This is a genomic window from Bacillus sp. FSL W8-0848, assembly GCF_038007805.1.
Lineage (GTDB): Bacteria > Bacillota > Bacilli > Bacillales > Bacillaceae > Bacillus > Bacillus glycinifermentans.
Window position 1 is genome coordinate 170,001 of record NZ_JBBOYB010000001.1, and the last position, 14,885, is coordinate 184,885.

General features: G+C 46.0%; 13 protein-coding genes and 7 tRNA genes (1 of these 20 only partly in view). 12 read left to right on the top strand and 8 right to left on the bottom strand.

The window, feature by feature from the left end:
• A tRNA-Asn gene (locus tag NSQ39_RS00980) sits at positions 1 to 65 on the top strand; it begins 10 nt to the left of the window's first position.
• Between the two features lie 2 nt (positions 66 to 67).
• Positions 68 to 140, top strand: a tRNA-Thr gene (locus NSQ39_RS00985).
• A gap of 187 nt (positions 141 to 327) precedes the next feature.
• On the opposite strand, the gene NSQ39_RS00990 is transcribed toward NSQ39_RS00985, so the two are convergent.
• Positions 328 to 1,500: a serine hydrolase domain-containing protein gene (locus NSQ39_RS00990; protein ID WP_175075376.1), complete on the bottom strand. Its 1,173-nt coding sequence runs from the start codon at positions 1,498 to 1,500 to the stop codon at positions 328 to 330.
• Positions 1,501 to 1,658: 158 nt separating this feature from the next.
• On the opposite strand from NSQ39_RS00990, the gene NSQ39_RS00995 reads away from it, so the two are divergent.
• Positions 1,659 to 1,883: a hypothetical protein gene (locus NSQ39_RS00995; RefSeq protein WP_175075375.1), complete on the top strand. Its 225-nt coding sequence runs from the start codon at positions 1,659 to 1,661 to the stop codon at positions 1,881 to 1,883.
• Between the two features lie 106 nt (positions 1,884 to 1,989).
• Positions 1,990 to 2,967, top strand: coding sequence for a bile acid:sodium symporter family protein (locus NSQ39_RS01000; protein ID WP_175075374.1), 978 nt, complete (start codon positions 1,990 to 1,992; stop codon positions 2,965 to 2,967).
• Positions 2,968 to 3,038: 71 nt separating this feature from the next.
• Here the strand turns inward: NSQ39_RS01000 and NSQ39_RS01005 are convergent, their stop codons facing one another.
• The 7 genes from NSQ39_RS01005 to NSQ39_RS01035 all read right to left on the bottom strand — a co-directional run bounded on the left by NSQ39_RS01005 (position 3,039) and on the right by NSQ39_RS01035 (position 11,422).
• Positions 3,039 to 4,268, bottom strand: a complete 1,230-nt coding sequence (locus tag NSQ39_RS01005) for an exo-beta-N-acetylmuramidase NamZ family protein (RefSeq protein WP_175075373.1) — start codon at positions 4,266 to 4,268, stop codon at positions 3,039 to 3,041.
• A complete protein-coding gene (locus NSQ39_RS01010; protein ID WP_046132950.1) occupies positions 4,265 to 6,199 on the bottom strand; it encodes a glycoside hydrolase family 3 protein in 1,935 nt (644 codons plus the stop codon). Before NSQ39_RS01010 ends, NSQ39_RS01005 begins: the two co-directional genes overlap by 4 nt.
• A gap of 18 nt (positions 6,200 to 6,217) precedes the next feature.
• The gene (gene pbp4b, locus NSQ39_RS01015) at positions 6,218 to 7,570 is read right to left on the bottom strand and encodes a penicillin binding protein PBP4B (protein WP_175075372.1); all 1,353 of its coding nucleotides are present in this window, start codon (positions 7,568 to 7,570) and stop codon (positions 6,218 to 6,220) included.
• Between the two features lie 50 nt (positions 7,571 to 7,620).
• A complete protein-coding gene (locus NSQ39_RS01020) occupies positions 7,621 to 8,988 on the bottom strand; it encodes a PTS transporter subunit EIIC (RefSeq protein WP_046132948.1) in 1,368 nt (455 codons plus the stop codon).
• Between the two features lie 20 nt (positions 8,989 to 9,008).
• The gene (locus NSQ39_RS01025; protein ID WP_046132947.1) at positions 9,009 to 9,866 is read right to left on the bottom strand and encodes a MurR/RpiR family transcriptional regulator; all 858 of its coding nucleotides are present in this window, start codon (positions 9,864 to 9,866) and stop codon (positions 9,009 to 9,011) included.
• A gap of 15 nt (positions 9,867 to 9,881) precedes the next feature.
• A complete protein-coding gene (murQ, locus tag NSQ39_RS01030; protein WP_175075371.1) occupies positions 9,882 to 10,799 on the bottom strand; it encodes an N-acetylmuramic acid 6-phosphate etherase in 918 nt (305 codons plus the stop codon).
• Positions 10,800 to 10,969: 170 nt separating this feature from the next.
• Complete coding sequence (locus tag NSQ39_RS01035) at positions 10,970 to 11,422, bottom strand: DUF523 domain-containing protein (RefSeq protein WP_175075370.1); 453 nt, start codon at positions 11,420 to 11,422, stop codon at positions 10,970 to 10,972.
• A gap of 184 nt (positions 11,423 to 11,606) precedes the next feature.
• Here NSQ39_RS01035 and NSQ39_RS01040 point away from each other — a divergent pair.
• The 8 genes from NSQ39_RS01040 (at position 11,607) to rsiW (ending at position 14,768) form a co-directional block, all read left to right on the top strand.
• A tRNA-Glu gene (locus NSQ39_RS01040) sits at positions 11,607 to 11,681 on the top strand.
• Positions 11,682 to 11,784: 103 nt separating this feature from the next.
• Positions 11,785 to 11,860: transfer RNA gene (locus tag NSQ39_RS01045), tRNA-Val, on the top strand.
• A gap of 203 nt (positions 11,861 to 12,063) precedes the next feature.
• Positions 12,064 to 12,136 (top strand) — tRNA-Thr (locus NSQ39_RS01050).
• 7 nt (positions 12,137 to 12,143) lie between these two features.
• Positions 12,144 to 12,228, top strand: a tRNA-Tyr gene (locus NSQ39_RS01055).
• A 4-nt stretch (positions 12,229 to 12,232) separates the two neighbouring features.
• Positions 12,233 to 12,304, top strand: a tRNA-Gln gene (locus NSQ39_RS01060).
• Positions 12,305 to 12,429: 125 nt separating this feature from the next.
• Entirely contained in the window at positions 12,430 to 13,341 is a 912-nt protein-coding gene (rocF, locus tag NSQ39_RS01065) for an arginase (protein ID WP_175075369.1), read from the top strand.
• 220 nt (positions 13,342 to 13,561) lie between these two features.
• Positions 13,562 to 14,125: an RNA polymerase sigma factor SigW gene (gene sigW / locus NSQ39_RS01070; protein WP_046132943.1), complete on the top strand. Its 564-nt coding sequence runs from the start codon at positions 13,562 to 13,564 to the stop codon at positions 14,123 to 14,125.
• 13 nt (positions 14,126 to 14,138) lie between these two features.
• Positions 14,139 to 14,768: an anti-sigma-W factor RsiW gene (gene rsiW / locus NSQ39_RS01075; protein ID WP_341013964.1), complete on the top strand. Its 630-nt coding sequence runs from the start codon at positions 14,139 to 14,141 to the stop codon at positions 14,766 to 14,768.
• Positions 14,769 to 14,885 lie beyond the last annotated feature (117 nt).

The following is a 14,885-nucleotide window of genomic DNA, read 5'->3' on the forward strand; positions in this document are numbered from 1 at the left end:
CTCAGTGGTAGAGCAATCGGCTGTTAACCGATCGGTCGTAGGTTCGAATCCTACCTGCGGAGCCAATGCTTCCATAGCTCAGCAGGTAGAGCACTTCCATGGTAAGGAAGAGGTCAGCGGTTCGAGCCCGCTTGGAAGCTTAAGTAGATATCTTGATATGACAAGGTTTCTCCAATTAAGGGGAAAGCTTTTTTTGTTTATAACGGTATTTTTAAAGCAGGCATAATGCCTGCTTATTTTTGTTTTATGACGGTTACTTAAAAGACACTTTCACCTCTTTCTTAAACAAACGTTTGTTTAAACAGAGTGAAAGTGTCTCCTGCTTTATCATTCGGATGCATTCAAAATAGAGAAAATCCGGTTATTAACGACGCCGAATGATTTAATGTTGTTTTGTATATTTGAAAAGAGAATGACATATTTGCTCCCTGTTTTGCTAAAGCTGTTTAAAATGTTGTAACCAGGCATTACGCCGTGGTTTGAGTAGCTTCCGGGAGAAATATAAAAACCCATGCCGTATGTTGCCTGATTGGGCGTAAACATTTTTGTAAAACTTTGATCAGAAATGATTTTTCTTTCAAAGAGCGCTTTATCGAATAAATACATATCGTATGCTGTCATATAGATATCCCCTGCTCCGTACAGCTGTGATAAATCGGGCATATCGGGAGTATACAGCTTTTTAAAAGCATTCAGCTTATAGCCTGTTGACGGTTGGGGTTGCTTTGCAAACGTTTTGTAAAACCCTGCGTGTTTCATGCCCGCAGGTTTAAAGATATGGTTTGTAACATATGCATTTAAAGATTCACCGCTCAGCTTCGTTACGATGTATGCCAGTACGGAATAGTTGGAGTCTTTGTAATCCCATTTTCCAGGAGCATTTTTAATTCCTTGAGCTTCGATATCTTTTAAAAGATTGTCCGGTGAAATATAACTGCTGCCTTCGTTGTGTCCTTTAATCCCCGATGTATGAGTGAGGAGATTGTAAAGGGTAATATTCGTGCCGTTTGGAAAATCCGGAATATATGTAGAAACCGGATCGTTTACTGACAGCAGGCCTCTTTCTTCAAGCTGGAGAATGGAAGCGGCGATGATCGCTTTTTGTGATGAACCGACATAATAAACGGTTTCGGGTGTATTCGGCACTTTTTTCTTGCGGTTTGCATAGGAGTAGCCTTTGTTTGTGACGATTTTTCCTTCGTTTACAATCAATGCCGTCCCGCTGAAACCAATATTTTTTAAATAATCATCCAGTTGTTTATTCTCGTTTTTCGTGACGATTTCGCTTTGTGTTTTTTCTTTTTTCACTTTCGGCTCTTTTTTCTTTTCCGGCTTTATTTGTTTCTCGGTTGCTTGCGACTGTTTTTCATAATGATCGCTTGGCATCTTCGGAAAAGCGATGTAAATGATTGCGCAAACAAGGATCGCAGCGAATAAAAGCCTTTTATTCCGCCGTTTTTTTCTTTTATATACTCTTGTGCTTTTGTGTGTTCTGGACATGGCTGGGCTCCTTCTAATAAATGTCACATATTTACTGACGCATCATCCCCTTAAAAAGTTTCTTCCAATAATAAATGATTTCATACATTGTTTATTTTTTCTACTTGAAAAAGAACGTGTGTTCGTATAGAATGATGGTATGCGAAAGGAGCGAGAGGATGAAAAAGCTGCTGAATCGTGCTATGGCAGAGGGTTTTCCCGTTGAGATCATTTACATGAAAGAACATGAGTTTTCTAAGCGGACGATATTAGTCAATGACATCAAAAACGGGTATGTTAAAGCGTTTTGTTTTCAGAAACGACAGGTCATACTGTTTAAGGTCGATTCGATTTTGGCAGTTTTCCCTATTAAAAAAAGAATGCATGCAGCTGATCACGCTTAAAATAGGCTTTCCCCGGACACCCACTTCTTTTTACCTTCCTGTTTTGACATCCGTCTTTTGCTATAATGAACGTATGATCATTTAAAGAGAGCGGGCGTTTGCATCTATGCTTCAGACAATCAATAAAACACTTGGGAAAATAATGCCTTTGCTGACGCCTGCAAGCGTCGTTTGCGGGGTATTGCTTTCAGAACAATTACATGGATTTGCTGCATTTGTGCCGTGGATTTTTGCTTTTATGACCTTTGCCGGAAGCTTGAGCGCCAACTTTCAGTCGCTGAAAGCTGCGGTGGTTCACCCGTTGCCGATGCTGCTGGCTTTATTTGTTCTACATTTGTTTATGCCGGTATTGGCATGGGGGACTGGACATATTGTATTCAACGGGGATTCGTTGACGATTACGGGACTCATTCTTGGTGTTGTGATCCCCACCGGCATCACTAGCATGATTTGGGCTGCCATGTATAAAGGAAATATCGGATTAACCCTTTCGGTCATTTTGATTGATACAATTCTTTCGCCTTTTGTCGTACCATTTAGTCTGTCCATTCTGGCAGGAGCTCAGGTCGAAATGGATATAGCGGGGATGATGAAGGGGCTGTTTGGGATGGTTGTCATCCCTTCTCTGTTAGGCATGCTGGTCAACCAGTTTGCTGCACCAGACAGAACGGCGCGTTTGAGCGCGAATTGCGCTCCGTTCTCAAAAATGGGATTAGCCGTTGTGGTGGCGATCAACAGCTCAGTTGTCGCTCCTTATTTAAGAACGGTCGATTTAAGGTTTGTTACGATAGCCGTGACGGTGTTTTTAGTGGCTTTTATCGGTTATATGACGGCTTGGCTGCTGGGCAGAATGCTGAAGCGGCCTCACGAAGAAAACGTTGCTTTAATCTTTACGGGAGGAATGCGAAATATTAGCGCAGGGGCCGTTTTGGCAACCAGCTTTTTTCCGGCACAGGTAGCGGTGCCCGTTGTGATCGGCATGCTGTTTCAGCAAATCCTGGCTGCGTTGTTTGGGCACTTGCTGGCCAAAAGCGAATTGAAAAGGGCGTATCAGTTGGATAATAAAACAAGCCTGCCTTCTTAAAAGGCAGGGCATTGTTCGAATCAAATTTGTCATATAGTACGTATGGCGGTTTAAACCAGCGTCTGCTTTTCTTAATATAACAGGTATTTCTTTCTAATGTTCATAAACCGCTTCTGTTCACCTTCATATCTTTTGACGATGTCTTCTGCTGAAGCTCCTTTTTCAATCATTGTTTTGACCCAGCCGTTGCCGATCAGGAGATTGAAGTTGTTGGAAGAAAGAAATTGAAAGCCATCCGGATATAGGTCATGGATCGTTTTGATGATGGATATCCCGGTTTTCACCGGCTGAAAAGCGGACCGGTTTGTCACATAGATCTCCACCCCGTGGCACAATTTGTTTTGGTGTTTTGAAAAGGTCGGTGTAAATGAAGCCGCTCTGAATCGGACGCCGGACAGTTTCAAGCTGTTTAATTTCTCGGCGAGCTCCGTACTTTTGATGTAAGGGGCGCCGATTAACTCAAACGGTTTCGTCGTTCCCCTTCCTTCTGAAATATTTGTTCCTTCAATTAAGCCCATGCCGGGATAGGCTGTGGCAGTATCAACTGTCGGCATGTTTGGCGAAGGAAGGACGAAAGGAAGCCTGGTATCTTCAAAAGACATTCGCCGTTTCCAGCCTTTCATTTTGACGACGGTCAGGTCGGCGCCGATGTTAAATTCCTCATTAAACAGCTGCGCGAGTTCCCCTGCCGTCATGCCGTGTATTAACGGAATGGGGTATCTTCCGACAAAAGATGAAAAGTTTGGATCAAGAACAGGTCCTTCCACTTTTATTCCTCCCAGCGGGTTCGGCCGGTCCAAAACGATAAACGGAATGTCGTTTTCTTTTGCAGCTTCCATGGCATATGCCATTGTATAAATGTACGTATAGAAACGGGTCCCGACATCTTGGATATCGAACAGGAGAACGTCAACATTCTTCAGCATCTCAGGAGTCGGTTTCTTCGTATTGCCGTAAAGGCTGTAAACGGGAAGGCCGGTTTTTTCATCGATATACGAGTCGACTTTGTCCCCTGCCTGAGCATCGCCACGCACGCCGTGTTCCGGTCCGAAAAGCGCAGTGAGCTCAATGTCCGGATCTTGATGGAGCAAATCGATGCTGCTGTTCAGTTTGGCGTCCACCCCTGTTGGATTTGTGATCAAACCGACTTTTTTTCCTTTTAACATGTTTTTCTTATTCATCAGTACTTCTATTCCTGGAGAGACCTTTGCTTTCTTTTCATTTTTAGGGTTGGCAGATGCTGCCGTCAATGTACTGAGAACAATGACTCCTGCGAGCAGCCAGGATGCTTTTTTCATCATTGCAATCCCTCCGATTTCAACGGTTTGCCGTTTTTGATGTTCAATCCATAGCCATATTCGTAAAGGATGTTTCCCGGCTGCGTTACGGAAGGGATATCAACGGGCAAGGTTCCTTTAGGCTTCGCTTTTCCAAAAATGACTTCTATGCCCGCCGGAATGTTTGGCTGCCTGAAACGTCCGTTTGTGTAGCCTTTAAATCCGTATACCGCAATGACTGCTTTTGCTTCTTCAAAATTCGCTGTATCGTATGGATTGCGGAGACTCATTAAGGCAAACTTTTTCTGTTTAGCCTGGGCATACAGCATAGCAGCCCGCGGAAAAGCGGTGGCCCATTTGCTTGAGTCTTGAATGGCATCGTCGATCACTCCGTCGTTTACAACCGGATCGTTTTTGACCACATATGAGCCGGTAACGATATAGTCAGCCTCATCGATCAGCTTTTGAACATCCTGATTAAAAACCTTCTCAGCAAATTGATATTCCTTCACGACCGCCGTTTTCTTTATTCTTCTGACCGTTTTGGACATCGCTTTTGTTTGATCTTCGTATGGTGCCAGGATAAGGATGGTGTCCCCTTTTTTCGCTTTAAACGGGAGTGTGCGGTCATCGTTTTTTAAGACGGTTACGCCTTCTTTCGCCATTTTCATTTCTGCTTTGGCATGTTTGTGGTTTCCTACCGTTTTTAAGGCGTGCTTTATTTTTTTCTGTAATGATCCAGAAGAGTTACCGTCAAGAATGCCGCGCTTGCTCTTTAAAGAAAGGATCCGTTCTATCGACCGGTTAATTTGTTCAATGGGGATATTTCCCTGGCGGACTGCTTTCAGAAGGGCTTCATATACGTTTGCCAGGTTTTTCTCTGTTTCCAGTGACGTCACTTCTGCAGGCATAAGTGCAATGTCAACGCCTGCTTTCACAGCCATGACGACGGCTTCCTCGCGGCCGAAGTTGTCGGAGATGGCTTTCATGTTTAAAGCGTCTGTCACTGCGACACCGTCAAATCCGAGGTCTTTTCGCAGAAGGTCTGTCATCACTTTTTTGGACAGTGTCGCCGGAACCATGATATCCTGTCCGTCCTTTTTGCTTTTATATGTCGTGTCATCGAATGCCGGGAACTGGACGTGGGCCGTCATGATCATATCGATGCCTGCATCGATCCCTTGTTTAAATGGATAAAGTTCAACGCGTTTGAGCCGTTCTTGATCATGCGGTACAAGCGGGAGGCCGTAATGGCTGTCAACCGCCGTATCTCCGTGGCCGGGAAAATGCTTCGCTGTAGCAGCGATGTTTTCTTTTTGAAGCCCTTTCATGGCCTGAATGCCGAGCCCCGCCGCGAGTTCCGGTTTGGAGCTGTAGGAGCGGACGCCGATCACAGGGTTGTCGGGATTGTTGTTGACGTCAAGCACAGGACTGAAATTAACGTTGATTCCTAATGCGGCTAATTCTTTTCCGATGATATTTCCTGACCGGTAAGCATTTTTCGCGTTTTTAGAAGCGCCGATGGCCATATTGCCCGGCAGGTTTGTTCCCGATTCAAGTCTTGTGACGATGCCGCCTTCCTGATCAATCGTGATAAAGAGCGGAATGCCGCGGCTTGCTTTTTGCAGACCGTCGGTTAAACGAACTGTTTGCTCCGTGCCTGTGACATTTTCGGCGAAAAGAATCACGCCGCCGAGATGATACTTTTGGATGATGCCTGCTATTTCATCGTTCATTTCCGTCAATCCCTTGGCGCTTGAATCCTCTTTCTTCTTCCAATTTCTAAAATCCGGCATAAGCATTTGCCCGATTTTTTCTTCAAGCGTCATACTGCTGACGATCTGTTTGACGCTATGTCCGGAATGTTGTTTCGCCTCGGCTGTACGCGTATCGGGATGTATAGCTTGAGATGCCAGCAACACGGCGATCAGTGCATATCGAAACAATCCTTTCATACTGCTTGCCCCTCCTATTTATGATTTTAGCGCTTCGTAAACAGCGGTTATTACGCTGCCGTATTTTCCGGTTGAAAATAGATCACCTTCGAACTGATTCGGATTTTCCGCGGGATTGATGACGGGAGAATGTTTTTTATTGGTCAATAAAACGATGCCGAGCCGATATTCCGGGTCGATGACGGTAATCGTTCCGGTCCAGCCTGTGTGTCCGTAAGCTCTGCTGCTTGCATGCTTTCCGAACATCCACTCCATGTCGGCGCTGCCGTTAAGCCGCCACCCTAATCCGTATGTGGCATCCATGTTTGACGGCTTCGTAAACTGAGAAATGATAGCACGGTCAAAAAACTTTTGAGAGCCGTAGCCTCCTCCGTTCAGCATGACCTGAAGCAGCACCGCCATATCCTCGGTTGTTGAAAACAGTCCGGCGTGTCCTGAAATGCCTTCCATCGAGTAAAACGCTTTTTCATCGTGAACCTCACCTTGCAGCGTGTAGCTTCTGATATTAGGAAACGAAATCGTGCCGTCCCGCGTGTTTCCCATTAACTCCGTGGCTGCAAACTGTGAAGGCTTGAAGCCCTTTTGCAGCGGGTTAAACAATGTATGGCGCAGGCCGAGAGGACGGTAAAACCGATTTTCAATATATGAATCAAGGCGCTGGCCCGTTATCTTTTCAATGATCAGGCCAAGCAGCATGTAGTCGATATCACTGTAGACTTGTTTTGTACCCGGTTTATATGCCAAAGGGGTTTTTGAAAGAAATTCCAACGTTTTTGCCCTTGTCTGGGAGTAAAGCTTTCCGGCCGTTTTTGGATCGTAATAGTTCCAGCTTGCCGGGAATCCTGCCGTATGATGCAGCAAATCGATGACGCGAAGTGCATCTTTTCCTTTAATAGCGTCTTCGGGAGCATCTTTGAATTCGGGAATATAGCGGGAGACTTTTGAGTTCAGGTCGAGCTCACCCCGGCTCGCCAAATGCTGCAAAGCAAAGTTGACGGCATACATTTTCGTGTTGGAAGCAAGGTCAAACATCGTAGCGGTTTTCATTTTTCCCGGATGTTTCAAAGGAGTGAGTCCGCTGTATTTTTGCTTGTATCCGTATGCTTTTTGTTTCACGATCTTTCCGTCTTTGATGACAATGAGGGAGGCGCCGGGGAATCCGGCTGCAACGTCTTCTTCGATGAGCCTGTCAACTCGTTTTAGTTTTTCTGAAGAAAAACCGGCATCTTCCGGGTTTTTTGCTTTTTGTAAAACAGGGTATCTCTGGTTGTGCCTGTCATTTGCAGCAGCAGCTTGTGCAGATGATGGGTGCGGATAAAGGAATGGAAGAAAGAGAAACGCTGCAACAGCGCAGATGATGAGTTTTTTCATGCCGCCAATCCCTCCTTAAAAACGGTTTAGTGGAAATTTTAAACAAACGTTTAATCAAATTCAACCGCCATATCGTCGTTAAACCCGAATGCGTACGTAAAGAAAAGGCCGGCAGCATATGAGATGAATAAACCGATGATGTATAAGATGATTTGATGGGTATGAACCAGAAATGAAAGAGGGAGTCCTGATACGCCTATCGATACGGTTGCGATTTTAAAATAAGCTTGAAATGCTCCACCGACTCCGGCTCCTAGGCAAGCGGTTAAAAACGGGCGCCCGAGAGGAAGGGTTACTCCGAAAATCAGCGGTTCGCCGATGCCGAGCAATCCTGACGGAAGTCCGCCGGCAACCGCTCTTTTCAGTTTCGCTTTTTTCGTTTTTAAGTAGATCGCAAAAGCGGCCCCTACTTGGCCTGCACCGCCCATTGCCAAAATCGGCAGGAGCGGATCGTCGCCGATCGAATTGATCAATTCCATGTGAACAGGCGTCAGGCCTTGATGCAGTCCGGTAACGACAAGCGGCAGAAAGGTTGCGCCCAATATAAATCCGGCGAATATGCCGCCTATATTTAATATGGCTAAAAGTCCCGAAGTAATCGCATCAGAAATAAAGCCGCCGACCGGCATGAAAATAACGTAAGTGACGATTCCTGTGAGCAGAAGGGAGACGGTAGGTGTGACAATGATATCGAGTGAATGGGGAATTAAACGCCTGACTCGCTTTTCGATAAAGGCGATGAAAATGGCGGCGAATAGAACGCCGATCAATCCGCCCCGGCCAGGGAGAAGCGCTGCGCCGAAAAGGTTGATATCAGCGGCGGCCGGATTGATGATCAAAATACCGGCCAAGCCGCCGAGTGCCGGGGAGCCGCCGAACTCTTTCGCCGCGTTCACGCCGACAAGGATGCCCAAATACGCAAATAAACCGGAGCCGATGACGGTTAAGATGATGGCCGGCTGGGATTTTTCGGCGAGCCACCCTGCCTGGATCACGGCTTTGGTGATGCCCGTGATCAGACCCGATGCCACTAATGCGGGAATAAGCGGGATAAAAATGCTTGCGATCCGCCGTAAAAACAGTTTAAAGGGTGTGGCGTTTTTCTTTGAAACTGCGGTTTTGTTTTTGGCTGCTGCTTCCTTTACGTTAAAGTGATCCGCTTTTTTGAGCAGCTCCCCGAATTCATCTGATACATGCTGAACAACGCCTGTACCGAGTATGATTTGCAGTGTTTCGGCTTCGACGACGCCGATGACTCCTTCAAGCGCTTTAATTGAATCGATGTCTGCTTTTTCTTTATCAACTGGCGTGATCCGCAGACGCGTCATGCAATGGGTATAGTCCGCGACATTCGCCGCTCCTCCCGCAAGTTCCAGAATGCGCTTTGCCAAGCCGGCATGTTTCTTTTGTTCGCTCATTGACAATTCCCCCTTTGTTGTTAAGATCTGTTTGCTCCCATTGTTTGAATGGCCGCTTTTGACTGATCAATATATTGAATCGTTTCTTCATAACGCTTTGCGGCCATACCTAAAAACAAAATGTCAATCATATAAAGCTGGGCTAAACGAGAGGAGGTTGCAGCACTTCGAAACGGCGCTTCATTCGAACATGACGTATACAGAGCAACATCGCAAATTGAAGAAACGGCTGACTGTCCGAAGCGGGTTAAACCGATCGTTTTCACGCCGCGTTCTTTTGCCAGCTTCAGCACATCGATGATCTCACGGGTTTCGCCGGAATGTGAAATGGCGAATACAATGTCATGTTCGTCAGCATTGGCGATTAATGATGCGATAAGGTGCATGTCTGTAAATGCGGTAGCCCCTTTTTTAATTCGTAAAAATTTTTGCTGGGCATCCTGTGCGACAATCCCTGAGGCGCCGATGCCGCAAAAGTGGACCGTCCCCGCTGTGATCAGCATTTGAATCGCTTTTTGGAGTTCGAGTTGGTCAATATTGTCCAATGTGTCGCGGATCACCTGAATGGAATTGCTCGCTGTTTTTTGAGCGATTGAATACAGAGGTTCCTGCGGTTCTATATCCCGGTAGCCTTGATCTGCAGATCTCATTAAATCACCGGCGATTCGCAGCTTTAAATCCTGGTATCCTTTTAGCCCGAGCGATTTGCAGAGCCGGATCGCTGCGGCTCCGCTCGTATTTGCGGCTCCGCTGATTTCCTGGATGGTGCTGTTGACGATTTCCTGCGGATTTTCCAAAATATATTCGGCCAGTTTCCGTTCAGACTGCGGAAGCTTGTGAAGCATCGTGCGGATCATGTCTAATCCTCCTGCGGCCATGGCTTTCTCCTTCCTTCACGCGTTTTTTTCGTTTGCCGCTAGTGCTTTTTCGATATTGCCTTCCGCTTGCTTCAGCAGCTTCTCCGCTGCAGCGGCATCCGTATTTGTTTTGATCATGATGATAGCCGTTTTTACGCGGTTACCGGCCGCTTGCAGCGCTTTTTCAGCCGTTTGCAGTTCAGCTCCTGTAACGGTTTGAATAATGCGGATCGCCCGCTGTTTTAATTTCTCATTGCTTACGTTCACATCGACCATCAAGTTTTCATAAACTTTTCCCAATCGAATCATAGATGTTGTCGAGATCATGTTCAGAATCATTTTATGCGCGGTTGCCGCCTTCATTCGAGTCGATCCCGCGATAACCTCGGGACCGACGATCACTTCAATGCTGTGTTCGGCCGCTTGGCTGATTGCCGATTGCTTGTTACAGGTTAAGGAAATCGTTTTTGCATCGATTTTTCCGGCGTATTTCAGAGCGCCGTATACATAAGGGGTTCGCCCGCTGGCGGCAATGCCGATGACGGTATCCTTGTTTGACAGATGGATGGATTTTAAGTCTTGTGCTCCGAGCTCTTCACGATCCTCGGCACCTTCGACGGCTTCGAATAATGCTTTTTGGCCTCCTGCGATAAGCCCTCTGACAGTATCGGGAGAAATGCTGAATGTCGGCGGGCATTCCGCTGCATCGAGTACGCCGAGCCGTCCGCTTGTGCCCGCACCAATGTAGATGATTCGTCCCCCTTTCTGCAATGACCCGACTGCATAATCGACTGCGGTTTTTACATCCGGCAATACCGCTTCAACCGCTTCAGCCACCTTTTTGTCCTCTTCATTCATGATTTTTAAGATGTCCAATGTGTCCGCCTGATGGATGTGCTTTGCATTTTCATTGCGGCGCTCGGTCGTTAAGGAGCTGAGATTGCTGTTTTTCATCCGGAATCCTCCTGATCAAAAATGGTATATACATTTCTTAATTTTCAGTATATTTTTAATGGAATTTTATTTCAACATAAAATTGGAAATTATGAAATTTTATTTTAAAACGGTTCTAAAGATTGATGCTGAAGAATAAAATAAAGCGCAGTCAAAGACTGCACTTCGGTTTATAGTTCATCCAATTGGTGCTCAGAAATGACTCGAAAGCCTTCCCTTTTAAGAAGAGCCGCTGTAATGCCGTTTCCGGCAATCTTTTGGCCGGAGAAGCTTCCATTATATATGCTGCTGCTTCCGCAGGATGGACTGTTTTCTTTTAAAACGACGGTGTCCGCCTGAATCTCTCTTGCGATCTCAAGCGTTTTGTAAGCTCCTTTTATATAAAGGTCCGTAACGTTTTCGCCCGATTTAGTCAGAATGACGGCATTCCCGTTTAAAACGTCTTCACCTGTTCCGCCGTTTATTTCCGCAGGCTCCCTTGGCGTTTGAAAACCTCCGAGCAATTCGGGACAGACGATTATTGCTTTTTGTTCTTCAACGAGTTGATTGATTTTATCAATATAGCTGTGCCTCCCGTCATATCGGCATTCAACGCCTGCCAAACAAGAGCTGACCAATATCATGTACGTGTACCCCTTTTCTGTATTCAGATACTAACAGTGTAATCAAAATCGGCGTTTATTTGTAAAAAACTTCAGCGAAAAATTTGAAAATAAAAATTTTAAATTACCCCTTTACAAATATGCAGTAACCTGTATATAATAACTTTTGTCAGCTTTACGAGAGCTGCCGGAAACAATCGATTTTGGCCCGTTGGTCAAGTGGTTAAGACACCGCCCTTTCACGGCGGTAACACGGGTTCGAATCCCGTACGGGTCACCATTATTTTTTAGAAGCAGAAGGGGTATACCGGAGCTTTTAAAGGAAGGCATGCTAAGAGCGCAACGTCCTGTTGCAACGCATGCACTAGTACGTCCTGTACGTCGGAGGATTAGCTCAGCTGGGAGAGCATCTGCCTTACAAGCAGAGGGTCGGCGGTTCGATCCCGTCATCCTCCACCATTTTTTGCAGAGCGGTGTCAAACGCACTTGCTTTTGCATAAGGTATTGATATATGCCGGTCTAGCTCAATTGGTAGAGCACGTTCGAATCTGCTTCGGCAGCATCGGCTTCAGCGTACCGAAGGAGAGGCTTCCGCGAATAAGCTTTCCGAGTTCGGGACGACGATTTGACGATGTTACTTGTAAAATGTTCATATTGATTATGCCGGTCTAGCTCAATTGGTAGAGCAACTGACTTGTAATCAGTAGGTTGGGGGTTCAAGTCCTCTGGCCGGCACTGTTCTGGAGGGGTAGCGAAGTGGCTAAACGCGGCGGACTGTAAATCCGCTCCCTCAGGGTTCGGCGGTTCGAATCCGTCCCCCTCCACCATTTTTGGGCTATAGCCAAGCGGTAAGGCAACGGACTTTGACTCCGTCATGCGCTGGTTCGAATCCAGCTAGCCCAGTTTTTGGACATCCTGTTTGGATGTCCTTTTTATTTTGCCTTTTTTGTATAACTATTCAAAAAAATGTCTTGTTGAGTCAATTTTCAATCAGGCGGTACAATGAAGGTCTGAAAGGGGGAAATGTGATGTTAAAAAAGATTTCGATGATCGGCGTGCCGATGGATTTAGGCCAATTAAGACGGGGAGTTGACATGGGGCCGAGTGCGATTCGATGTGCCGGCGTCAATGAACGTTTGGAAAGCCTTTCTCGGGATATCGAAGATTTGGGGGATATCACAATCGGCCAGAGGGAGGATGAAAGGGAAGGCGGGGAATCCGCATCAGAAGAATTGCGTAATTTGAAAGCGATTACAAACGCGAGTTTAAAGCTCGCTCAAACGGTTGATAAAATCGTTGCCTCAGGTTCGTTTCCGCTCGTTCTCGGCGGGGATCACAGCATCGCGATCGGAACGCTTGCCGGACTTGCAAGGCATTATCATCATTTGGGTGTGATCTGGTATGACGCTCATGCTGATGTCAATACAAAGGAAACGTCTCCTTCAGGCAACATTCATGGAATGCCGCTTGCGATCAGCATGGGGATCGGGCATGAACGGCTGACCGGCATTTATGGGGATGGTGCCAAGGTCAAGCCGGAGAACATCGTCATCATTGGAGCGAGATCGCTTGATGATGGGGAGAAGAAACTGATTCGAGAACAAGGAATCAAGGTCTATACGATGCATGAAATCGATCGCCTCGGCATGACGAGGGTTATGGAGGAAACGATTGAATATTTGCGGGAACGGACGGACGGCGTCCATCTGTCGCTTGATCTGGATGCCCTTGATCCGAATGATGCGCCTGGCGTGGGGACGCCCGTTGCAGGAGGGATCAGCTACAGGGAAAGTCATTTGGCCATGGAAATGCTGGAGGAATCCAATTTAGTAACGTCTGCCGAGTTTGTTGAGGTGAATCCGGTATTGGATGAGAAAAACAGGACGGCTGAGACGGCTGTTGCGTTAATGGGTTCATTGTTCGGAGAAAAATTGCTGTAGGAGCGGCGGCCGGATCGGCCGCTGATCGTTTCATCATAAATCTCAATTTCGAAATATTTATGATGTATAATAATTTTAAGCTAATATTAAGGGCCTGAGGCCCCTGAAACCATCAACACTCTGCCAATTTTTTGTTAAACTATTTTTATGAATTTCAGTGAAACCTTTCAAACATCAACTCGTATACATAAAGACCGGTGAAGGCAGAGGTTAGATAAATATGGAAACAATGATAAAAAAAAGAATCAAACAGGTGAAAAAAGGCGATCGTAATGCATTCGCGGATATCGTGGATATTTACAAGGACAAAATTTATCAGCTTTGCTACCGTATGCTTGGCAATGCGCATGAGGCGGAAGATATTGCGCAGGAAGCATTTATCAGAGCATACGTGAATATCGACAGTTTTGATATTAACCGGAAATTTTCCACGTGGCTTTATCGAATCGCAACCAATTTGACCATCGATCGTATCCGTAAAAAAAAGCCGGACTATTACTTGGATGCAGAGGTGGCAGGGACAGAAGGGCTTACAATGTATTCACAGGTTGCAGCAGACGTAGCGCTTCCAGAGGATGAAGTTCTTTCCTTGGAACTGCATAGTACCATTCAGGAAAAAATCTTAAGGCTTCCCGAAAAATACAGGACGGTCATCGTATTAAAGTACATTGACGAGCTCTCGCTAAATGAGATCAGCGAAATCTTAAACATCCCCGTAGGCACCGTGAAAACGAGAATACACAGGGGGAGAGAGGCTCTCAGAAAACAATTAAGGGATCTTTAAGTGGGGTGATGAAATGAGCTGTCCGGAGCACATTGTTCAGCTTATGCACAAATATCTTGATGGAGACATTCTTCCGGAAGAGGAGACGGAGCTTAAAAGTCATTTGCAGTCATGCGAAGGATGCAAAAAACGCCTTCGCGAAATGGAAAAGTCGATTGCACTTGTGCAGAGCACGTCACATCTTGCGGCTCCGGAAAACTTTACGGCCAATGTGCTGGCTAATCTGCCTAAGGAAAAGCGGGCGGTTTCCATTAACAGATGGCTGAAAGCTCATCCGTTTATCGTGGCGGCGTTGTTTATCATTCTAATGGGCGGCAGCCTTTTCTCAAGCTGGAAAAATGATCATGATTTCAGCGTGTCCAACCAGCCTAATCTGGTCGTGAAAAACAACACCGTCACCGTGCCTGAAGGCAAAGTCGTCAAAGGCGATGTTACCGTTAAAAACGGCAAGCTGATTATCAAGGGCAAGATCGATGGCGATGTAACGATCATAAACGGGGAAAAATATACAGCTTCAGCCGGACAGGTCACCGGTCAGATCCACGAAATCAACGAGGCGTTTGATTGGATCTGGTATCAAATCAAATCAGCCGGAAAAGCGGTTTTCGGTGCCGATGATTCAAAAGACAAAGAGCAAAGCTGACTTTAATGGCTTTGCTCTTTTCTTATGCAGGGGCCGCCATTTCACTTGGGAAATAAAAGTGTGGTATAATACCCTCTGTATATAAAATGATAAACAATCGATATTGAAAACAAATTA